Below are 20975 nucleotides of genomic sequence, written 5' to 3'. Positions count from 1 at the left end.
CGCGGCGGTGGAGCCCGCCTGCGCCGCGGACCGGGACGGCGACGGCTGGGTCAGTCGCAAGGTCGGCCCGAACGGCGTCGTCTGCGTGGCCTGGCAGCAAGTCAGCGTCGGCAAGCACCGCGCCGGCTCGCGATGCGACGTCCTCGTCACCGACCAGGTCCTGCAGTTCTGGATCGGCTCCGAGCTGCTCAAGACCGTGACCCGGACCAGCAGCGGGGAGGTGAGGAAGAAGCACGCCGCCGGCAGCCGCCCGCGGCCTAGAGTCTGATTCAGAGTGTCAAGGATCAACCGGTACTCAACCGTCAAGCCTCAAGCGGAACCAGACAGCCACCACTCCCGGTGCTCGCTCTCGCCTGATCCGTGACTCTCCGACGCCTCCTCGCCGAGACAGATCGGTCAGTCGCCTGCTGCGGACCCCGTCTCGCCGAGGCTGTCGGCGAGGTGGTCACGCCACGAGCGGGTGGGTCTCCACCCCAGCAGCCGGTGGGCCTTGTCGAGGGCATAGCCGCCCGCGTCTCGGCGCGCGACATGTCGGACGTCCACCTCGGGGAAGTGCTCGGCCAGAGCGACCCGGATGTCACGTCCACCGATGTTGTCGGCCGCCGCAGCGACCACCGCCTCGTGGCCGGGCGTCTCCGACTCGACGGCGAGGACCACCAGCTCCGCCAGGTCGTCGACGTCCAGGTAGGACCAGAAGACCGGCGTCGTCAGACCGGGGTCGGCCAGGAACGCTCCGAGGTTGGATCCGTACGTCTCCGGCGTCAGGACCCACGTCGCGCGGATCGACACGGCGGTCAGGGCCGACCGGCGGCAGGCCGCCTCGCACAGCTGCTCGCCGAACAGCTTCGACAGCGCGTACGGGTCCACCGGCGCGTTCGGGTGGTCCTCGTCGATCGGGTAGCTCGCCGGTCGGACCTGCCCGGCCGACCAGGTGTAGCCGGTGACGCTGTCGCTCGACAGGTTCACCAGGCGTCGCACCCCGAACCGGACGCAGGCCTCGACCACGTTGAACGTCCCCGTGACGTTGGTGGCGAAGACCTCGTGGGCGGGATTCCTCGTCGGCTCCGGGATGCCGGCCGTGTGCACCACGGCCTCGACGCCGCTGATCACCGCGAACATGTCGCCGGCGTCGGTGACGTCGGCCTGCACGTAGGCCGGGCCGTCGTAGTCCGGGCGGGCGAGGTCGACCCCGATGACCTCGTGCCCACGCTCGGCCAGGGCGCGGCGTGCGGCCCGGCCGACCTTGCCGTGCACCCCGGTGACCAGGACCCTCACGCCAGCAGGCTCTCGGACAGCACGTCCTCCAGCGGCGACACGCCGAGCCCGGGCCGGTCGGGCAGCGCGAGCCGCCCGTCGACGACGGAGGAGATCCCGAACTCGTCCCCACCGGACTGCGTCCGCAGGACCGTGTCGAGGTGCACCGGGTACTCGAGCAGGTCGACGCCCGGCGCCGAGGCGGCGACCTGGAGCACGGCCGCGAGCCCGACGAGGCCGGCGTGGTAGTGCAGCACCGCACGGGCTCCGAACCCCGCCGCCAGACCCGCGATCTGGAGCGCCTCGGCGATGCCGCCCGAGATGCACGGGTCCGGCTGGACGACCGAGATCTCGCGCGCGGTGAGCGCCGCGAGTGCCTCCTCGGTGCTGAACAGGTGCTCGCCGGCCGCGATCGGCACGCGGGAGCGCGAGGCCGCGGCGGCCATGGCCGTGTGACGGCTCTGCAGCAGAGGCTCCTCGAGCCAGCGCACGTCGAGCTCCGCCATCCGGTCGGTGAGCCTGGCCGTGGTCGGCAGGTCGAGGGACTCGCTCGCGTCGACCATGATCTCGATGTCGCGCCCGAGGAGGCTGCGGAGGTCGGCGAGCACGTCGACGGCCCGGTCGGGCGCGGGTCCGGTCCGCAGCTTCACGTGGCGGACGCCCCGCTCGAGCATCGGGCTCAGCCGCTCGAGGTGGAAGGCCGCGTCGTGGTCGTCGAGGAACGGGCTGCTGCCCGCGTAGACCGGGATGCTGTCGCGGACCCGGCCCAGGATGGCCGAGACGGAACGTCCCGCCTGCTGGCCCACGAGGTCCCACAGCGCGATCTCGACCGCGCTGCGGGCCTGGGCGCTGGCCCAGCTCTCCCCCAGCTCACGACGGGTGGCACGGCGCAGCTCGTCGACGAGCGGCGCGACCGCGGTCAGCTCACGGCCGACGAGCCGCGGCGCGAAGGCGTCGCGGACGACGGCGGCGTGCACGGCCGGGTAGGAGACCCCGAAGCAGTCGCAGCTCTCGCCGTGGCCGACCAGCCCGTCGTCGGTCTCGATCCGGACGACGAAGAACGTCATCGGGCCGTTCGCCGACCGGCAGCGCAGGGGTAGCGGGGTGACGCGGGTGATCTTCATCGGGGGGTGTCCTCAGGGTCGTGGTCGGCGCGTGCCTCGAGGTCGGCGTCGTCGTGGGGTCCGGCCTGCACGACCAGGGCCCGTGCGGGCCAGCGACCGGGGATCCGCCACCGGTGGTCGAGCTGCTCGGGGACGTACAGGGAGTCGCCGGTCTTGAGCGCGTGGGTGCCCTCGTCGGCCAGGTCGACGAGGAGGCTGCCCGAGAGGACGTGGATGAACTCGGCCACCGCGTGGCGCCAGTACCGGTCCTCGTACCGCTCGGAGGTGACATGGAACTCGAGCGCGTTGAGGCTCCTCGCCCCGCGGACGAGGGGTCGCGTCCACCCCATCTCGTGCGTGCTCACGAAGGGGTCGTCGGCCCGCACGATCGAGACCGACGATCCCGAGGCCGCCGCCTGGGCGCTCGCCGTCAGCACCGCGATGGTGGTGCCGAGCGCGCCGGCGATGCGCTGGAGCGACTGCATGCTCGGCTGGGCCTTGCTGCGCTCGACCTGGCTGAGGAACGGGTTCGACAGACCGGCGCGCTCGGCGAGCTGGACCAGCGTCAGACCCTGCACCTGACGCATCGTCCGGATGGCCTGGCCCAGGTCCTGCTCCCCGGCGCCCGCGCCGGTCACGCGGCGGGCTCCAGGGTCGAGACCAGCGACCGGGTCGGAGCGTCCGCCGGGGCCGAACCGCGGTACATCCCCGCCACCGCACGTTCCGCGAGCCCGACCAGCGCGAACACCGCGAAGGACAGCACCGTCACGATCACCACCTCGGTCCACAGCAGGTCGTAGCGGGCCGACGTCATGGACAAGATCATGTCGTAGCCGAGGCCCTGCCCCGTGGCGAGCCACTCGGCCAGCAGGGCGCCGGTGAAGGCGAGCGGAGCGGCGACGCGCAGGCTCGACACCAGTGCCGACAGCGCGACGGGAGCCTGCACGGTGACGAACAGGCGCCAGCGGCCCGCGGCGTACGCGGCCATGAGGTCGGCCGAGTCCTTCGGGATCCGCCGCAGCGCGGCCAGCACCCCGACGAGGGTCGGGAAGAAGGTCACGAGGCCGCCGATGACGGCCACGCTGGCGCTGCCCCGACCCGCCACGAGGACGAGCAGCGGAGCCATCGCGACCATCGGGATCGCCCGCAGCGCCAGCACGGCACTCATCAGCGCGTTGCGGGCGACCGGTGAGAGGGCGAACGCCGAGGCCACCACGAGGGCGGCGACGACGCCGGTGAGCAGTCCCAGCACGGCGTCCCCGAGGGTCGTGAGCGACAGGGCCAGCAGGTGGTCGCGTGGATCCGCTCGCCCTGCCGGAGGGGCGGCGAGGAGGAAGTGGAGCACGTCGAGCGGCGAGCGTCCGATGAAGGGCGAGACGCCGGTGCTCGCGAGGAACGCGAACCAGACCCCGACGATCGCCGCGACGCCGATCACCAGCCCGACGGCACCGTGGACGGCCGAGGCCGCACGACCCCGGGCGGGCGTGACCGGGCCCGCCATGGCGGCGGCGGTCAGGTGCGTGGACCAGGGCAGCAGCAGCCGGGAGACCAGGCCGACGACCAGGAAGGCGAGGCCCGCCAGCGCGGCGCCCACGAGCGCGACCGCCCAGGTGCGCTCGATCTGCATCGACTGCTGCGAGCTGATCATGAGGACACCGAGCCCGCTGTCGGCCCCGATGTACTCGCCGATGATGGCGCCCAGCAGCGCCGCCGGCGCGGCGACCTGCAGCCCGGCGAAGAGCGACGGGAGCGCGGCCATGGCCCGGACCTTGCGCACGACGGTCCAGCGGCCCCCACCGTGGGCCGTCACGAGGTCGACGCTGGCCTGGTCGGCCGCCCGCAGACCCGCGGTGGTGGCCACGAGCGTGGTGAAGAAGACCGACAGCCCGGCCAGCAGCACCCGGGACAGGTCGGCGGGGAAGACGATCGCGAGCACCGGACCGATCGCGACGATCGGCAGGCAGTAGGAGAAGACGCCGAGGTGCGTGATCGGCCGTCCGAGCGCGGGGACCACCAGGGCGACGACGCCCAGGACGATCGCCGCCAGGTTGCCGTAGATGTAGCCCTGCACGGCCGCCGACACCGTCACCTCGGCGTTGACGAGGTACAGCCCGGCGCCGTCGCGCCCGAGCTGGCGCACGATCTCCACAGGACCCGGGACGGTTCCGCCCGCGTGCAGCACCGTCGCCGACAGCAGCTGCCACGCCACCAGCAGGGCGACCGTGCCGACGGCACCGACCACGCGCGCATCTCGCCAGCGCGTCACGGCATCGAGCTCAGCGCGGCGTCGGTGGTCTCGGGCGCGGCGGGCGCTGTGTGCTGCCCCTCGGTGGTGTCCCCCTGCCCGTCGCCGCCGAGCAGCGTGCGGACGTACGCCGACCACGGTGAGCCTTCGGGATGGAGCTCGTTCGTGAGCTGGTGGCCACCGGCCGCCCACCAGAAGTCCGTCCCGCGCCCGCGCTGGACACCGCGCCGCGTGTGGTGGTCGACGTGGAGGTCCTGGACCTCGACGCTCCGCTCACCGGAGTCGATCTGCGTGCTGGCCCAGAAGGCCAGCTCCATCGTGCTCCGGTCCTTGGGCGCGGAGGCGAGCAGCTTGACCGCGTGCGCGGAGTACATCCACCGCTCCAGGTCGGTGGTCTGGCGGACGCGTTGCTCGTTCATCGCGTGGAGCAGCGCGGGCGCGTGCGGCAGGCCCTCCCCCACGTCCTCGACGGCGATGATCTCGAGCCGGCGCCACAGCAGCTCCTCGGTCTGCACACCGGTGCGGAAGAGCTCGTACGCGGCGAGCGCCGCCTCCTCCACCAGTCCGCGGCGGATCGACTTCTGCAGCACCGAGCGGACCTCGTCCACGCGGAGGCCGCCGACGGTGACCGCGCGGCTCCAGACGTCCTCGTGCTGGTCGGGCTGGGGCATGGACCTTCCTCCTTGTGTCAGAAGCGGGCCGCTCGCGTCGGTCCCTCCGGTGGTGCGGCAGATGGAGCGCTCAGCGGGCGGCGTGGATCTCCTGCAGCACGCTCATGTCGAACAGGTCGGTGCTGGCGGTGATGCCGCCCGCGGCCAACGTCCGGACCGACTCGGCGATCAAGGCCTCGCTCATGGTGAACAGCCCGTTGGCCTTCGTCTCGTCGGTGATCATCAGGTCGTTGGACGCCTTGCAGGACGCCGTCTGTGCGTCGAGGTCCAGACCGTTGTCCTTGCCGTACGTCTCGACCGCGAGCTTCGCGCCGAGCGCCGGGTCGTCGATGGCGTCCTGCCACCCCTTGAGGTCCGCCTTCATGAAGGCCACGACCTGGGCCCGCTTGGCCGGGTCGCTCAGGCTGTCCACCCGGACCGTGTACGTCCCGGTCGGGAGCAGGTAGCCGTGGTCGGCGAGGAGCATCACCGTGATGTCGTGGCCCTTCTGGCGCAGCTGCACGGCGTCGTCGTTGGAGTAGCCCCAGAAGCCGTCGACCTCGCCGGAGACCAGCGGCGTCAGGTCGTGCTGGACCGGGACCTGGGTGAACGTGCCTTTGTCGATCTTGCTGAGCGCGAGGAACGCGTCCCAGGCCACCTGGTTCACCGCCTGGATCCCGATCTTCTTGCCCGCCAGGTCGGCCGGCGACGTGATCGGCTTCGCCATCGAGATGATCGAGAACGGGCTCTTCTGGTAGCTGGCTCCGATGATCTTCAGCTGGGCGCCCGCCGCCACCGCGTTCGCGGTGAAGTCGGGCGAGCTCTGGGAGACCAGCGCCTTGCCGGACTCGGCCACGGCGTCCGTGGCGACGCTCGGGCCCCCGGCCAGGAGGTCCACCGCGAGGCCGGCATCGGAGTAGTAGCCCTTGCTGTCCGCCACGTACTCGCCGGCGAACTGGAAGTTCTTGATCCAGCTCAGCTGGTACGACAGCGCCGTCGTACCTCCCGAGGAGCTGGCAGCCGGCGCGGCGCTGGAGCTGCTCCCGCAGGCGGCCAGCAGCGGCGCCGACAGGGCCAGGCCGGCACCGGCGGACAGAAAAGCACGTCTGTGCATGGGACCTCCCGAGGTTCAACGTCCTGATCAACTCTTGATGCCATCAAGATTGCAGAACCACGTATCGCCCTCGTTCGCACGACGTTTCGATCAGATTTCGTCCTCGGTCGCTCATCCGAGCTTGAGCTGAGTGGCCTTCCCCGCTGCGGTCGGACGGCTCACCTCTAGACGCGACGAAGATCACCGCCCTCGATCCGTCTCCGGAAGCTCGATGCGAGGCAGCACCTCGGAGGGTCGCCAGAAGACTCAGCGATTGTCGGAACCATCCCGAGCGCGCCGTGGCTACCGTCGAGCGACTCTCCGCCTCACCCGGGAGGTGGAGGAACGTCGGGCCGAGCGCAGCTCGGTCCGGCAGGACCAGGAAGGACTGACCGGCATGGCATTCGTGACCACCGACGACGGCGCCGAGATCTACTACAAGGACTGGGGCCCCTCCGACGCGCAGCCCATCATGTTCCACCACGGCTGGCCGCTCTCCGCGGACGACTGGGACGCCCAGATGCTCTACTTCCTCGCGGAGGGCTACCGGGTCGTCGCGAGCGACCGGCGAGGCCACGGACGGTCGTCCCAGATCGGCACCGGCCACGACATGGACCACTACGCCAGCGACGCCGACGCCGTGGTCCGGCACCTCGACCTGCACGACGCCATCCACATCGGTCACTCGACCGGTGGCGGGCAGGTCGCCCGCTACGTCGCCCGGTACGGAGAGCCGCAGGGCCGCGTGGCGAAGGCCGTCCTGGTGTCGTCGGTGCCCCCGCTGATGCTGCAGACCGAGAGCAACCCGGAGGGCACCCCCAAGGCGGTCTTCGACGGCTTCCGCAGCGGCCTGGCGGCCAACCGTGCCGAGTTCTACGTGGCCGTGGCCTCGGGGCCGTTCTACGGGTTCAACCGTCCCGGCGTCACCCTCTCTCAGCCGGTGGTCGACAACTGGTGGCGCCAGGGGATGATGGGCAGCGCGCAGGCTCACCACCTCGGCATCGCGGCGTTCTCCGAGACCGACCAGACCGCCGATCTGCAGGCCATCTCGGTCCCGGTCCTCGTCATGCAGGGCGACGACGACCAGGTGGTGCCCTACAAGGACGCCTCCCTCAAGCAGCACGAGCTCCTGAGCAACTCCACGCTCAAGATCTACGAGGGCTACCCGCACGGGATGCTGACGGTCCACGCCGACGTCATCAACCCCGACCTCCTCGCCTTCATCCAGCAGTAGCCCGCACCCGTCCGTGGCGGGCGGCACTCTTCGCCCGTCACGGACGTCCGGTGCAGGAGGGGCGCCCGTCCCCGTCGGCACGCGCCCTCGGCACCTGAGCCGGCCCTCAGCGCCTGCGGTCGGACGTGGCACTACGTCGGTCGTCTAAGCCGTCGACCTAACGATGACGTGCGCGCGCTGCCTAGCGTTCCTGGTGTCCCAGCGACCCGCGCCGAGCCCGGCTCGTCGCGCCTGGTGCCCACCTCGTCGAACGGCTGCGCCCATGAACCTCCACGTCCCCGCCCACGGCGTCCCGCTGGAGAGCCTCCCTGATCGCCCTCTGATCAGCGGGGCTCGGCGGGAGAGCGGTGAAGCTCGGATCGAGACGTCGTCGTCGACCCCCTCCGTCCCCCAGGTCGGCGGGGACCTCGACCTGGAAGGCGACACCGGCGCGGCCTACTCCGCACCAGGAGGCCGGCGGCCGGTGACCCTCCAGGACGTGGCCGACGGTCTGGCGAACGCGCTCCGACGCCCGGTGCTGATCAGCGACCGGACGCACCGCGCGCTGGCGACGAGCCAGCGGTACGCCGAGCCGGACGGCATGCGCCTGGTCGACCTGCTGCGCGGGCCGGCGCAGGCAGCGACGCGGCGCTACCTCGACCAGGCGGGAGTGGTCGGGTCGCGGCAGGCCGTACGGGTCGACCTCGAGCTCTTCGGCGTCGGCGAACGGCTCGCGGCACCCGTCCGGCACGGGGACCGGCCAGTGGCCACCGTGTGGCTGCCGACCACCGACCTGCCTGCGCTGACCTCGCTCGACTACTCCTCGATCGACGCCGCCGTGAGCATCACCCGCGACCTCCTGATGCCACCGGGACCGACCGACGACGCCACGGTGAGCAGGACCAGCGGTCTGCTCCACGAGAACCATGAGATCCGTCGACGAACGTTCGCGGGTGCGGTGGCGGAGGGCTGGCTGGCGCGCGGCGAGCAGACCGTCGTCTGGGCGCTCGACCTCGAGCCGAGCAGCCCCGTCCAACGGCTCGCCCTCGGCCGGCACTTCACCGGCACGCGCACACCGCGCCTGCGCTTCCTGCTCGAGCGCGACGAACACCTGCTCTTCGTCTCGACGCGGTGGCCGCGGAGCGCGGTCGACGAGGCGCTGCGCGACGAGGCGCATCGCCGCAGCCTGGTCGTCAGGGCCCTCGGGTCGGCTCAGCACGACGGCGTCGACGACGACCTCGCCGCCGCCGCCGGACAAGCCGTGGCGGCCGCCGCACTCGTGCGCCGGATACCCCACCGGCCCGGCACCGCCGACATCTCCGAGCTCGGCGTCTGGCTGATGCTCTCGTCGGTCGTCGCCGACCGGGCCCAGCTGGCCAGGTTCTCGCCCGCCGCGGACGTCCTCTGGTCGAGCGGAGACAGCCTGCAGCGGGAGACGGTGGAGACCTACCTGGACGTGCGCGGCCAGGCGAAGGACGCCTGCCAGCGGCTGCACGTCCACCGCACGACGCTCTACTACCGGCTCGACCACCTCCCCGAGGTCGTGCGGGACGCCCTTGCCGACGGCATGCAGCGCAGCGCGTTGCACCTGTGCCTCAAGCTCATCCGCCTCTGGGAGGCGACAGACCGTCTCTGACGGCGCTGGAGCGAGCTCCGGGCTGCCCGGTCCAGCTCCTCGCCAGGTGCGGCATCAGGCTGGTCGGGTTGTCTGTCCCGCGGCCCCGAACGGGTGGTCCGTGCTGGCCGCGCGTGGCGCTCAGGCGGGTACGTCGCTGACGCGCCACCCGTACCGGGTTCCTGTGGCACGCCGGAGCACGAGCGAGAGGGAGCCCTGGTCGAGGGAGACCTCGCTCAGGAACTGCCCGCCCCCGATGTCCTGGCACCCGGCCGGGTAGGCGTCCTCGCCGGCGGGGACCTGGGCGATCAGCGCGTTCCAGGCCTGGTCACTGGCAGCCTGGCGGTCGTTCAAGCTCGCCCGGTCGCGCTTCGCTGCGGCGTCGAGGACGACCTTCGCCGAGGCGTCGCAGGAGTAGGAGGTGATCTTGTCGGAAGGCCGGAGCTCACCGCTCAGAAGTCGGAAGGTGGTCTGGTGCTGCGTCTCCAGGCCTCCGGCACCGAGGTGGTCCGACCAGGACACGACCACACTGTCGCCGTCGACCTTCAGCGACGTCGTGGAGGTGCGGTCGCCGTAGAGCAGGAGCTTCTCCAGCTTGTAGGAGTGCAGCAGCGTGCCGCCGGCCCCGACGTCGAGGACGATGCCCGGCCAGCCCACCCCGCCCGCCGAGCACTGGTAGGTGACGAAGCCCTGCTTGTAGCCGAGGTGTCCCAGGTCGAGGTAGGCGGCAGCGGCGTCGCCGGCGATCCAGCCCTGTCCGGGCCCACCCTTGGTCGTCGTACCGGACTTCAGGCGTTGCGCCGGCACGTTCTGGCAGTAGGCGGGCACCTCGGCCGCCTTGAAGGTGGCGCGAGTGACACCGTCGGGGCGGACGAAGAGCGACACGTTGCGGGCGCTGTCCGGGGTCGTGCGTTCGCCCAGGTAGTTCATCGACTCGAAGAGCGGACCGACCAGCGCCAGGTAGATGGTGGCTCGGCCGACGATCTTGCCCGCCGTGGCGCCCGGGTTCTGCACCCCCCGTTCGAGCAGGTAGGTCGACAGGCGGCGGGCGGCACCGTCGTCGAGACCCTGGACGCACGACAGCAAGGCTTTGCCCCACGAGGAGTCGTCCTTGGCGGCCTGGATGTCGGTGCCGCAGGCGCCGACCAGGATCGCGGCGGCGAGCAGGCCGTCGGCCTTGTCCGAGAGGTCCTTGCCGACGAGGGTCGCCAGCAGCGACAGCAAGAACTGCGTGGTGTTCGGCGGCTTCATGACGAGCAGCTGCTGCGGTGCCCTCCGGCCCTCGTCCTCGGACAGCTCGAAGCTGTAGGTCTCGGTGCCCGCGACGAGCTTGTTGCTGCCGATGAGCGCCTCCATCGACTTGCCGAAGGTGTTGTCGAGGTGCGTCGCGTCGCTGACCGCGTCGCGCAGGTCCTCGGCGTCGGCGGTGGTGTTGTGGACGTCGTCGGCCTGGGACGTCACCTCGGCGACGAAACCGAAGCCGCGGTTCACCGTCGCCTTCACCTCGAGCTTGCGGTCGTCCTTGGCCGGTCCCGCGCAGATCAAGATGGGGTTGTTCCGCGACAGCTCGATGAACGAGACCGTGTCCACCCAGTCGGGACGCCGCTCGGTGAGCGGCTTCTGCAGCCCGGAGCGGCACGTGGGGGCCTCGGCACGGTCGCTGAAGATCTTGCCGACGTGGTAGTAGCCGCAGTCCCCGATCGCCTTGGCGCAGTCTCCGACGGCCGTCGTGAAGTCGGTCCATCGCGAGAGGTGGTGGACGACGGCGGAGACGCTGAGCCGGTCCGGGGCGATCGTGGACGGCACCGCGCGCCAGGTCTGGATGTCCGAGTCGAAGTAGGCCAAGGTCGCCGACGCTTCCGCCGGCACCGGGTTCACGTAGCGACGGGTGATCCGGATCCCGTCGGAGGGGATGCTGCCGGCCTCGATGTCGACCGGGGTCCCGAGCGCCAGCGAGAGGTCGGGCCACGACTCGAGCTCGTGTCTGACCTCAGGGGTCACGTCGACCGGAGTCACGCGCACCGGCTCGTTGCTGCCGAGTGGTTCCACCGTTGTCCGCTCCACGGCCGCCCTCGACGACGACGGGGCTGCGGGCGCTGGCGGGTCTGCGGAGCAGGCGGCGCCAGCGAGCAGCAGCAGGACGAGCAGACCTCCGGTTCGGCGCGCGAACCCACTTCTCCCAGACATCCCGGCCCCCCGCCGTGTCGGTCCTGAGCAGGAGAAGTAGAGCACGAGGGAGCTCCGGGCGTGGGCGATGCGGAACGAGAAGGCGGCGCAGTGAGATGCGCACTCCCAAGGCCTCCTCCGGCGCAAGCCCCACGCGGTGCGGTCGATCGGGTCGACGACGCCCTGCCACGATCGCGACCCGAGGCGCGAGCGCGACGTCGGAGGGCTGCAGCTGGGCGCTCCACCGACAGCGGCGTCGGCGTCGGCGGGGCGATGGGAGGCCTTACTCGTCGCCCAGCAGGTCGACGCGAGCTGTGAGCTCCGAGGCCAGGTTGTGCGCATCCTCTTTGTTCTGCACCGACACCGCGAGCGCCACGAACACGACGTTGCCGCGCTGGGCCAGCAGGTACGACCCACGCTTGCCGTCGCCGTAGACCTCCCAGCGCGGAGACCGGGTCCGACCGTCCAGCAGGCGACCTTCCATGACCTGCTGCTGCTCGCTCCCCGTGAAGCACCCGGACTGCTCCCGCGAGCGCTGCAGCTTCTGGTACCGCGCCTTGGCGGCGTCGGGCGTGGCGAACCGGTCGGCCCAGACGTGCAGGGAGTTCCCCGCCACCAGCCCGGTCGCCGGATCGACCCCCATCGACCCGCCCCCGGTGGACAGGCCCTCGGCGTCCGCCCCGGCCACGCTGACCAAATCCGCGAGGCACGTGCCCATGAAGCCCATCTCGCCGAGGTAGTCACCACCGCCGCGTCCCGTCAGATCACCCTCGCCGATCGCGACCCCGCCGACCCTCGTGCCGCTCGGCAACAGCGAGTCGAACTGCGTGGCCGTGACCGTCGGCTCCTGCCCGAGGGCGGTCACCACGCCGAAGACCGCCGCGACGAGGACGGCGAGGGCGACGGCAGCGACGACGAGGAGGCGACGCCGCCTGCCCGGCCCAGCAGGACGACGGCCGACGGGCGACGCCTGCTCCCCCACCGTCCACCCGCCGTTCGGGGACACCGGCGACGGAGCTTGCGGGTTCGACGAGTCCGGACGGGCGCGGTCACCCTCGTGCGGCACGGCCGCCGCAGCACGCCGGGCCGGGTCCCAAGCGCCCTGGGGTGCAGCGGCTGGCTGCCCCGACCTGGTGTAGAACACCCACCCAGGCGGCGCAGCTCCCCAGTGCTCAGCCGGGTGCCAGCCCTCCGGAGGAACGTATCCGGCGGGCATCTGCGGCCATCCGGGCGGCGCGTGGAACTCGAGCGACACGAAGAACCCTCCTGCGCGTGAAGCTGGTCCGACCGGCACCCCCTGCGCCGCCAGCCACCCCACGTCACCGGGAAGATAGCCCAACATCATTCCGTCGGGGCCGATTCCGTCGAGAGCGCCCCGGCGCCGGCTCCTGGACGAGCTGACGGGTTCCACAGCGGTAGGTCCAGGCCGGCAACCCCTTCCCGGGGGCGGGGAGATCCGGCCCCTGAGCAGAGGGACGCTCGAGGCGCGCGCCAGGCCGGCCTGAGGGCGCCAGCAGAGTCGTTCTGCTGGCGTGCCGCGTCCCACTAGGGCTGCTTCACGGCCGCTGCGCGGAACCGTCGGGCCAGGCCGTCAACCCTGCCGCCGGGGAACGCGGCGAACACGCTGTGCAGGAACATGCAGTACGCGAGGTCACCGCGAGCCTCCAGCTCGAACTCCTCGTACTCGCCCGCGAGGGTCTCGTACTCGGCCACGACCTCATCCCAGAGGGCGTCCCTCTCGGGGCCAGGCGCCGGATAGACGGAGGCGTCCATCCGGGCGGCGTCGACGGCTGACGAGCGCGGGCCCGCCACCTCCGCGATCCCGCGGAACTGGCAACGGTGCAAGCAGGGCTGGCACTCCGGGTAGGGCGCGAGCTCGGACCACACCTGTGGGGTCTCGTGGGCGAAGCGCTCGAACCGGTCGCGGACCACGTCACGCCCGGGCAGCGGGTCCTCCTTGACCCCCCGCGCATCCGCGGCGACCTGCCGGGCGTTGGGAACGGTAACCAGTCCCGCCTGGCCGCCCAGACCCCGGTGCGTGACGAAGGCGGTCATCGGGTCGAGCGCCCGGGCGAAGGTCTGCTGGTCCTCGCTCAGGTTCATGGTGGCCGCGATGGCGTCACGGTCGTCGCTGGACGGGAGGTGGTGCATGATCTTGAGCGCGGTGTTCTTGTGGGCGTCCTCGATCAGCTTGGCCGGCACCTGCTCGACGATGACGAGCCCCTCGCCGTACTTGCGGTTCTCGGCCAGCGTGTTCGCGAACTGCTCCGCCGCCCTGCCCGACTGGTCGCCGTCCTCGCCGACGGGCCGCGGCCGGCGGAGCAGCCGGTGCGCCTCCTCGATGACCGTCAGGTGCGCCAGGTCGCTCGTCGTGCGGCTCGCCTTGTAGTAGGCCGTCAACGAGTTGAGCAGGAAGGCGATCACCAGCGCCTGCTCGCGGTCGTCGTCGCCCACGGCCGCGAGCTCGAGGACCACCGGTCGGCTGAGCAGCACGTCCCACGGGAAGGAGGAGGCGGCGTCGAGGGTCCGCCCGCACGACCCGTTCAGCAGCGACTCGGCGCGCAGGCGGGACGCGGCGCTGATGTTGGAGCGGACCTCGCCGGCGTACCGGTCGATGTCGGGCAGCGTGGCGAAGACGTCGGAGAGGTCGCGCAGGCGGGGCCACCGGCCCACGTGCCGCGGTCCGGCGACCTCGTCGGTCGAGATGCCCGCCCGCTCGTACATCAGCTTGAGCGCCTTCCGGTAGAGGAAGGGCAGGGGCCCGGTGAGACCGAAGGCGGCGTCGAAGCAGGCCACCAGGCTCGCGGCATGGGTGCCGACCCGGACGCCCGGTGGCGCCTCGAACGGGTTGAGCCGGAAGGGGGCGAGGCTCTCGTCGCCGACCGTGAGGACGAGCATCGACGCGAAGCCCGGCCGCCCCAGCAGCCAGCGGTAGTCGTCGCGGTCAGCGTTCACGGGCTCGATCACGAGGAAGGGCTTGTGGTGCTCGACCCAGAGCTGCTCCAGCAGGTTGAGCACGCTGCTCGTCTTGCCCGAGCCGGTGCTGCCCACGACGAGCGCGTGCGAGGTCAGCGAGGCCAGTGGCACACGGACCGGTTGACCGTCCCCCTCCTGGTGGCCGAGCAGCAGACCGTCCGAAGAAGCGACGCCGGGCCCAGCCGAGCGAGGCCGCACCACCCGGAACCCGGGCAGGGTCCCGTCGAGCGCGTACGGCAGCCGCAGGGCGCTGGTCGCCTCCCGCAGGTCGACGACGCGGCCGAGCGGCTGCAGCTCCGCGATCTGGTTCATGGCCGGAGGCGGGCCCGCCGGCGGCTCCTGCCAGCGGTGGTGCCCGAGGGTGCTCAGGTTGTGGAGGACGACCTTCGCGTCGGCGCCACTTGTCGGCCTGATCACCTCCAGCGGCGACCCGGCGAGCTGGGCCGTACGGAATCCGCCGCTGGAGCTCTCCGCGGCTCCGAGCACCTCGCTGACGACGGCGAGCAGGTCTGCGGGCACGGGACCGGCCGAGGCCACGGTGAGCCGCAGGTCGTAGCCCTGGTCGCGGTAGCGCTGGCTGGCGTCGTCGAACAGGGTGGCGGCCGTGAGTGCACCGGGGTCGGGCCCGAGCGGGACCGACTCGGTGAAGATGCCGACGCCGGGACGTTCACCCGGCTGGCAGAGCCGCCGGTACTCGGCCGCGTACCAGGTGACGAGGGAGGAGAAGTTCGGCGGCAGCGAGGTCGCCTCGAGGCCCACGCTGAGCATGGTGGTCGCCGGGAGCTCGGCCAGCACCCGCAGGAGCGCGTCCCAGCTCGCGGCCGGCGCCTCCCGCAGCCACGGGACGGAGGTGAAGAACGGTCGTTTGAAGTCCGAGCGCTGGGCCTTCTCCACGATCCAACGCTTGCGGAGCTCGGCGAGCCCGGAGGACACCTCACTCGGGTCGCGCACGGCGGCGAGCTCGCCGGAGGTCAGGGCGCGTCCGCGGACGTGCCGTGGCAGGTCGAGCATCCGCGCGCGGGCGCTGGCCGCCTGCTGCAGCACCGACTCCCGGGTGCCTGACCGGGTCCGGCCGAGCACGTACAGCCGCACGGTGGGTTCGACACGGCGGGAGATCCATCGGAACTCGCAGGCGCCCAGCCCGCCGAGCTGCGCGGCGAGATAGCTGCGGTCGGCGTCGAGGAGGGTCTGCTGAGCGGCGCCCCGGTCCATGCGGCGGAACTCGTTCAGCTGGGACAGGTCGGTCGCGGCGGTGATCTCGACGCCGACCCACGCCCACCAGGTCTGCGCCGAGCCGTCGACGGCGACGCCGTCCTCGAGCAGGGGGCTGCTCACCCCCGACGCCCGTACGGCGGCGCCGACCCCGGGTAGCCGCCGGGCCCGTTCGGGGTGCGCGGCGCGGCCGGCCAGGAGGCGGCGGCCCTGTTGACGTCCTCCTGCGAGATCGCTGCCTCCACACCGTCCCGAACCGCGTTGTGGACGGTCTCCCGCAGCGCGCGGGCAGACTCGGCCTGCAGCAGGTAGGAGAGCAGCGTGCCTCCTCCCGCCCACCGGGTCCGGAGCTGCCGGAACCACTCCGCGTAGAGCCGGGTCACCCGTTGCTCACGCCACATCGACCAGCCGAGGTAGAGGCCGTCGCCGTACGGCAGGACGCTGATGTAGACGAAGTACGGGTCGCTCGACACAACCAGATAGCTGCCGTAGGTCTGGGTCGGGCCGTCGAGCAGGATGCGCGTCGGTCCGACCGCTGCGGGCACCCTGCGCTGGCGCAGCGCGTGGGCGATCGCTTCGTACGCCGAGTCCTGGTTCAGAGCCCGCCGGTCGAGCAGCAGCTGCCACTCCGACATGGCCTGCTGGGTCCATCCCGAGAAGGCGGCGATCAGCAGGGCGATCGCCACGACCAGGTAGAGCACGAACAGGAAGACGCCCAGCCCGGCGACAGCGCCGCTGGGGTTGACGAGGCCAAGGAGCCCCTGGCCAGTGGCGACGGCGGCGAGAAGGATCACGACGACGCCGATCACGTAGGACACGACGGCGAGGACGACCTGGGTGATCAGCACGCCCTTGAGGTGGTGCCAGATCAGCTGGCCGCTGACGACGTTGGCGAAGGACGTCTCCACGTCATCGCTGCGGGTGAACAACAGCCGGTTGCCGATGTAGGTCTGGTTCTGGCGGACCTGACCCTCGGCCGCGAAGGTGTCGCTCTGCGTGACCGGCGCGGGCGAGGCCGGGGGCGGGGGCGCACCGTGAGCAGAGGTGTCGGCCCCGCAGTCGGGGCAGTGCTTGTCGCCGGGAAGTGCGGCTCGGTGGTCGCAGCGGGCAGAGGTCTCGCTCAAGACAAGGCTCCAGATCAGCTTGGGGGTGGACGAAGAGAGCGGCGTACGGCTCAGATCTCGACGTGCTCGCGGTGCGCGAGCCCGTAGGTCTCGGCGATCGAGTTCCACCGCTTGACGAAGTCCTTCTTGGCCTGGGTGGCCTCGCCGGACAGGTCGTCGGCCCTGCTGTAGGACGACGAGCTCTGCAGCGTCGTCGAGGTGCAGTCGCCCGCCACCTCGTCGTAGGCGTTGCGGTACTCCGTGTCGGCCTCGGCCGACGTGGTCCAGGCGTCGTCGAGGTCCTGCCGCAGGCGATCGCCTTCAGGAAGCGAGTCGAGCGCCAGGTCCTCGAGCTGCGTGGCCAGCTCCTGGCGCTCCGTCGCCCCGTCCGACAGGGTGGCCGCGTCATCCTCGTCCGCGCTGCACGCCTGGAGGTGGGACACCGCTCTGGAGACCTTGATCCGCGTGACCGCGGACTGAGTGAGGAGCCCGTCGAGGGCGGTGGCCTCGTCCTCGCCCGGGTCTGCGGATTCCGTCGGCGACGGTTCGTCGGGGGGCGACGTCTCGGGAGACGCCGAGGTCGGGCCGGGCGACGGAGCCGGGCCCCAGCCGATGATCCGGCCCCAGTCGACGCGAGCCCCGAGGAGCACGCCGAGGAGCCCGACGACGAGGACGGCCGCGATCACCACCGCCCACCGAGCGCCACGGCGGGGTTCCGCGCCCTTCGCCTCGGGAGCGTCGGCCCCACCACGGTCGACAGGGGCCAGCGGCACGTCCCAGCCGCCGTCGGACGGCATGTCTGCATGGGGCTGGTGCGGCGGAGTGGCCGTCGCCGGGATGAACCGCGCGCCGCTCGGCGGTGGGTAGTCCGCGGGCGTGGGCTCCCGCCGCCCGTACGGCGACTGCGGGCGCCCGACGACCGGCTGGCCCGGTGCAGGCGGGCTGGGCGGTCCAGCAGGAGGGTCGGGGCGCCAGAGCGCTGGACGGATGCTCGTGGCGTCGAGGTCGTCAGCCGGACCGCTGCCGAATAGCTCCCGCGGCGGCGGACCGGCAGCGGGCGACTCGGGTGCCGGCGGTGGTCCGCTGGACGCGGCGCCGCTCAGCTGGTCCGGACGGACGTCCGCCCCGCAGTTCGGGCAGAAGCGCCCGTGCGGGCGCGTCTCAGCTCCGCAGACGGTGCAGTAGCGCGGCACAGGCCCCCCGACCTCGACGACGTGGCGCTAGAGCCTCGCCTCGACCTTTTACTCAGTGCGCGGTCATCCTTGCGCATCCGGGCAGCGCGCGAGGCAGATTCCTGAGAGCGAGCCCAATCAATCGGCGGCTGACCGTCGCAGCGATCGCGACCGGCGCGGACGCCTGACGTCCTACGGCTGGTCGGACGACGGGGTGATGAGACCGTAGGCCTCGGGCAGGTCGCTGACGAAGCCCTGGTGGTTCGGCTCGACGACGTCGCGGATCGCCGACGAGAGCGCCGCCGACTCCGCTCGGTCGAGATCCTTCAGCCGTGCGCCTACCAGCTCCGCCATCGCCACGGCGAGGTCTGGGTCCAGGAGCTCCTCGTCCGTGAACTCGAGGAAGATGCTGATGTCGACCAAGATCTGCGCGAACGTCTCTCTCACTCGGGCACCACTATCACTGTCATGTTGCTGGCACCGACCCTCGCGAAGAGGCGCGTCGCTCGGTCGGCTTCCTTTCGAGTGGGCACCTCCCAGCGAACGTCCATCCCGTTCTGCTCTGCGGCACGCGACTGACGGCGGATCTGGTTCTCCGTCTTCTTCGAACTGTAGATCGACAGCTTCCGATCGATCATGGTGCCCTCGTCGACCCCGTCGAAGCGGACGCGCCCGGCCTTGCCGTTCTCGCGGGTGTACTCGAGTGCAGGCGCCTCTGACCTCCCCCGCTCCACGCTCGAGCGGGCCCCTTCAGCGTGACTCTGGTAGGTGAACGCCCTCTCCGACATCCCTCGCTGAGGTCTTGCCCTCAGATCACCGCCCTCGGTGACCCATGACACCGGCGGCTCCGTGGGCGCGACGTCATTCGCTCCGAGCTCTGACCCATCCGTGCCCTGCTCAAGCGCAGCAGAACCCTGTTCGAGCGCCCCTTCGCTGCCCTGCGTGGTCGCCTCATCGGCCTCGTCCCCGCTGTCCACCCCCTCACCCTGAGTCGCGTCCTGCGGAGCCGGCGATCCCGCCTTCCGGTCTTGCGCTAGGCCAGACGAGTCGGCCTGCTCGGCGCTCGAGACCTCCTGCGCTCCGGTCCCCACGCCCTGCACGTCCTGCGTCGCTTCGGAGCGGGCGTCACCTGGGTCGTCTGCAGCCTGGGAGGACAGCTGGCTCTCACCAGGTCTCCGAGGCGCTTCCTCGCGCGGCTGCTCCGTCACCCGATCGGTCGACGGGTCCGTCTGGAGATCGGCCGGCTCGCGGAGTGCGGCAGACTCGTCGGGCGTAAGCAACGATTCATCAACGTGTTGCAGCGGATCCTCTAGCTGAACCAGCGGCGACTCGTCCGGCCGCACCAGCGGCGACTCGTCCGGCCGCACACGCTCCCGAAGCGGCTCAGGCCTCCCCAACGGGTTCCGCTGCTCCCCGGGCTCAGGGGACCCGACCGGCTCACTCGGCTGATCTGGCGCGCGCTGCTCAGACTGAGAGTGCTGAGGCTGCTCAGCAGGCTCACGCGGCTGGTCAGACTCGCGCTGCTGCGGCTCAGGCTGCTCGGCCGGCTCAGGCTGCTCGGCCGGCTCAGGCTCCTCGGCCCGCTCAGACTGCTCGGCCGGCTCACGCTGCTCGGCCGGCTCAGGCTGCTCGGCGGGCTGACGCTGCTCGGGCTGCTCGGGCTGCTCGGGCTGGTCCGCCGGCTCGGGCTGCTCGGCCGGCTCAGGCTGCTCGGCCCGCTCAGGCTGCTCGGCCGGCTCACGCTGCTCGGCCCGCTCAGGTTGCTCGGCCGGCTCAGGCTGCTCGGCCGGCTCACGCTGCTCCGCCGGCTCGGGCGGCTCCGCCGGCTCGGGCTGCTCTGCGGGCTCGCGCTGCTCCGCCGGCTCAGACTGCTCCGCCGGCTCGGGCTGCTCGGCCGGCTCAGACTGCTCCGCCCGCTCGGGCCGCTCCTCGTCGTACTCGCTCACCCCGGGCACCTCCTACCGAGGGAGGGTGTGCTGGCACGGCTGTCCTCAGTTCTTCGCGACGGGCTGACGCACTGACGTGGCGAAATTTAGCGACCGGCTTGTCGCCTATCCCCCGGGGACCCTGCGTCGATCACGCGGCAGAGCAAGGAACGTGGGTCCACTGAACCTTGGTCCTTCACGCTCGCACCCGTACGCAGCCGTTTCAGGACTCGACCGTGGCCATGCTGTCGGCGTCGTAGCGGTCGCCGGCGGCGGGAGCGAGCCCGTCAAGACGGGCGACCTGCTCGACCGTCAGCGCGGTCTCGTCGGCCCGGGCGTTCTCCTCCAAGCGGGCGATCCTGGTGGTGCCCGGGATGGGCACGACGTCGTCGCCCTTCGCCAGCAGCCAGGCCAGCGCGATCTGGGCCGGGGTCGCGGACGCCTCGCGGGCGATGCTCTCGACCTCCTCGACCAGGGCCAGGTTGGCCCGGAGGTTGTCGCCGGCGAACCGCGGGTTCGTGCGGCGCCAGTCGTCGGGGTCGAGCTCGTCCAGCGACCGGAACCGCCCGCCCAGGAAGCCGCGGCCCAGCGGGGAGTAGGGCACGAGCCCGATGCCCAGCTCGCGCAGCACCGGCAGGACCCTGTTCTCGGGGTCGCGCGACCACAGCGAGTACTCCGACTGCACCGCGGCGATCGGGTGGACGGCGTGGGCGCGGCGGATCGTCTCGGGGCCGACCTCGGACAGGCCGAGGTGGCGCACCTTGCCCTCGGCGACCAGCTCGCCGAGCGCCCCGACCGTCTCCTCGATCGGCGTGCCCGGGTCGACCCGGTGCTGGTGATAGAGATCGATGTGGTCGGTCTGCAGCCGGCGCAGCGATCCCTCGACGGCAAGGCGGACGTTGGCCGGCGAGCTGTCGAGCGCGTACTCCTCGGGCGCACCGTTCGTGTGCGACAGCTGGCCGAACTTCGTGGCCAGCACGACCTCGTCGCGACGACCCCTGACGGCCCGCCCGACCAGCTCCTCGTTGCTGTACGGGCCGTAGACCTCGGCAGTGTCGATCAGGGTGACGCCGAGGTCGAGGGCGCGGTGGACGAGCCGCCGGGCGTCGCCCTCGGACAGGCCGGCGCCCGTGTAGTAGGCGGACATGCCCATCGCTCCCAGGCCGATGCGCCCGGTCTCGAGCCCGCCCAGCTTGTTGGTCCTCACTGCGTCCTCCGTCTAGTTGTCTACCGGTCGGTACAGAACCT

Annotated in this window: 16 protein-coding genes and 1 pseudogene; 3 read left to right on the top strand and 14 right to left on the bottom strand. The window is 71.7% G+C overall.

Going from position 1 to position 20975, the window contains the following annotated elements:
- A pseudogene (locus BMY04_RS22975) lies at window positions 1–268 on the top strand (hypothetical protein); the annotation flags it as partial.
- Between the two features lie 128 nt (window positions 269–396).
- On the opposite strand, the gene BMY04_RS21325 reads toward BMY04_RS22975, so the two are convergent.
- The 6 genes from BMY04_RS21325 to BMY04_RS21300 form a co-directional block, all read right to left on the bottom strand.
- Complete coding sequence (locus BMY04_RS21325; protein ID WP_091186719.1) at window positions 397–1275, bottom strand: NAD-dependent epimerase/dehydratase family protein; 879 nt, start codon at window positions 1273–1275, stop codon at window positions 397–399.
- The gene (locus tag BMY04_RS21320) at window positions 1272–2378 is read right to left on the bottom strand and encodes a mandelate racemase/muconate lactonizing enzyme family protein (protein ID WP_091186717.1); all 1107 of its coding nucleotides are present in this window, start codon (window positions 2376–2378) and stop codon (window positions 1272–1274) included. The genes BMY04_RS21325 and BMY04_RS21320 overlap by 4 nt, the downstream gene beginning before the upstream one ends.
- Entirely contained in the window at window positions 2375–2995 is a 621-nt protein-coding gene (locus BMY04_RS21315) for a helix-turn-helix domain-containing protein (RefSeq protein WP_198410335.1), read from the bottom strand. Before BMY04_RS21315 ends, BMY04_RS21320 begins: the two co-directional genes overlap by 4 nt.
- A complete protein-coding gene (locus tag BMY04_RS21310) occupies window positions 2992–4599 on the bottom strand; it encodes an ABC transporter permease (RefSeq protein WP_170854268.1) in 1608 nt (535 codons plus the stop codon). Before BMY04_RS21310 ends, BMY04_RS21315 begins: the two co-directional genes overlap by 4 nt.
- A 20-nt stretch (window positions 4600–4619) precedes the next feature.
- Window positions 4620–5273 carry an AAA family ATPase gene (locus BMY04_RS21305; protein WP_091186708.1) on the bottom strand — a complete coding sequence of 218 codons (654 nt, stop codon included), beginning with the start codon at window positions 5271–5273 and terminating at the stop codon, window positions 4620–4622.
- A 70-nt stretch (window positions 5274–5343) separates the two neighbouring features.
- A complete protein-coding gene (locus BMY04_RS21300; protein WP_091186705.1) occupies window positions 5344–6366 on the bottom strand; it encodes an ABC transporter substrate-binding protein in 1023 nt (340 codons plus the stop codon).
- A 376-nt stretch (window positions 6367–6742) separates the two neighbouring features.
- On the opposite strand from BMY04_RS21300, the gene BMY04_RS21295 reads away from it, so the two are divergent.
- Both BMY04_RS21295 and BMY04_RS21290 read left to right on the top strand, forming a co-directional pair.
- The gene (locus BMY04_RS21295) at window positions 6743–7579 is read left to right on the top strand and encodes an alpha/beta fold hydrolase (RefSeq protein ID WP_091186767.1); all 837 of its coding nucleotides are present in this window, start codon (window positions 6743–6745) and stop codon (window positions 7577–7579) included.
- A 463-nt stretch (window positions 7580–8042) separates the two neighbouring features.
- On the top strand, window positions 8043–9194 hold the full coding sequence (locus BMY04_RS21290; protein WP_198410334.1) for a PucR family transcriptional regulator: 1152 nt from the start codon (window positions 8043–8045) through the stop codon (window positions 9192–9194).
- Window positions 9195–9314: 120 nt separating this feature from the next.
- On the opposite strand, the gene BMY04_RS21285 is transcribed toward BMY04_RS21290, so the two are convergent.
- The 8 genes from BMY04_RS21285 to BMY04_RS21250 form a co-directional block, all read right to left on the bottom strand.
- Window positions 9315–11189: a hypothetical protein gene (locus tag BMY04_RS21285; protein ID WP_139210074.1), complete on the bottom strand. Its 1875-nt coding sequence runs from the start codon at window positions 11187–11189 to the stop codon at window positions 9315–9317.
- A 433-nt stretch (window positions 11190–11622) separates the two neighbouring features.
- Entirely contained in the window at window positions 11623–12345 is a 723-nt protein-coding gene (locus BMY04_RS21280) for a hypothetical protein (protein ID WP_091186698.1), read from the bottom strand.
- Window positions 12346–12884: 539 nt separating this feature from the next.
- A complete protein-coding gene (locus tag BMY04_RS21275) occupies window positions 12885–15650 on the bottom strand; it encodes an ATP-binding protein (protein WP_091186695.1) in 2766 nt (921 codons plus the stop codon).
- Window positions 15647–16651 carry a hypothetical protein gene (locus BMY04_RS21270; protein ID WP_091186691.1) on the bottom strand — a complete coding sequence of 335 codons (1005 nt, stop codon included), beginning with the start codon at window positions 16649–16651 and terminating at the stop codon, window positions 15647–15649. The genes BMY04_RS21275 and BMY04_RS21270 overlap by 4 nt, the downstream gene beginning before the upstream one ends.
- 50 nt (window positions 16652–16701) lie before the next feature.
- Entirely contained in the window at window positions 16702–17427 is a 726-nt protein-coding gene (locus BMY04_RS21265; RefSeq protein ID WP_091186686.1) for a hypothetical protein, read from the bottom strand.
- Between the two features lie 567 nt (window positions 17428–17994).
- Complete coding sequence (locus tag BMY04_RS21260; RefSeq protein WP_091186682.1) at window positions 17995–18249, bottom strand: hypothetical protein; 255 nt, start codon at window positions 18247–18249, stop codon at window positions 17995–17997.
- Window positions 18246–19748 carry a hypothetical protein gene (locus BMY04_RS21255; protein ID WP_091186678.1) on the bottom strand — a complete coding sequence of 501 codons (1503 nt, stop codon included), beginning with the start codon at window positions 19746–19748 and terminating at the stop codon, window positions 18246–18248. The genes BMY04_RS21260 and BMY04_RS21255 overlap by 4 nt, the downstream gene beginning before the upstream one ends.
- Window positions 19749–19950: 202 nt before the next feature.
- A complete protein-coding gene (locus BMY04_RS21250) occupies window positions 19951–20934 on the bottom strand; it encodes an aldo/keto reductase (protein WP_091186673.1) in 984 nt (327 codons plus the stop codon).
- Window positions 20935–20975 lie beyond the last annotated feature (41 nt).

The sequence above is a fragment of the Microlunatus flavus genome (assembly GCF_900110855.1).
Lineage (GTDB): Bacteria > Actinomycetota > Actinomycetes > Propionibacteriales > Propionibacteriaceae > Microlunatus > Microlunatus flavus.
Note: the sequence above shows the minus strand (reverse complement) of the source record. Positions and strands in the feature narration are given on the sequence as shown.

What these genes read in the sequence shown, in the direction of transcription:
- BMY04_RS21295 (WP_091186767.1), top strand. Translation starts at nt 6,743, where the DNA reads ATGGCATTCGTGACCACCGACGACGGCGCCGAGATCTACTACAAGGAC.
- BMY04_RS21300 (WP_091186705.1), bottom strand. Translation starts at nt 6,366, where the DNA reads ATGCACAGACGTGCTTTTCTGTCCGCCGGTGCCGGCCTGGCCCTGTCG.
- BMY04_RS21265 (WP_091186686.1), bottom strand. Translation starts at nt 17,427, where the DNA reads ATGCCGTCCGACGGCGGCTGGGACGTGCCGCTGGCCCCTGTCGACCGT.
- BMY04_RS21305 (WP_091186708.1), bottom strand. Translation starts at nt 5,273, where the DNA reads ATGCCCCAGCCCGACCAGCACGAGGACGTCTGGAGCCGCGCGGTCACC.
- BMY04_RS21320 (WP_091186717.1), bottom strand. Translation starts at nt 2,378, where the DNA reads ATGAAGATCACCCGCGTCACCCCGCTACCCCTGCGCTGCCGGTCGGCG.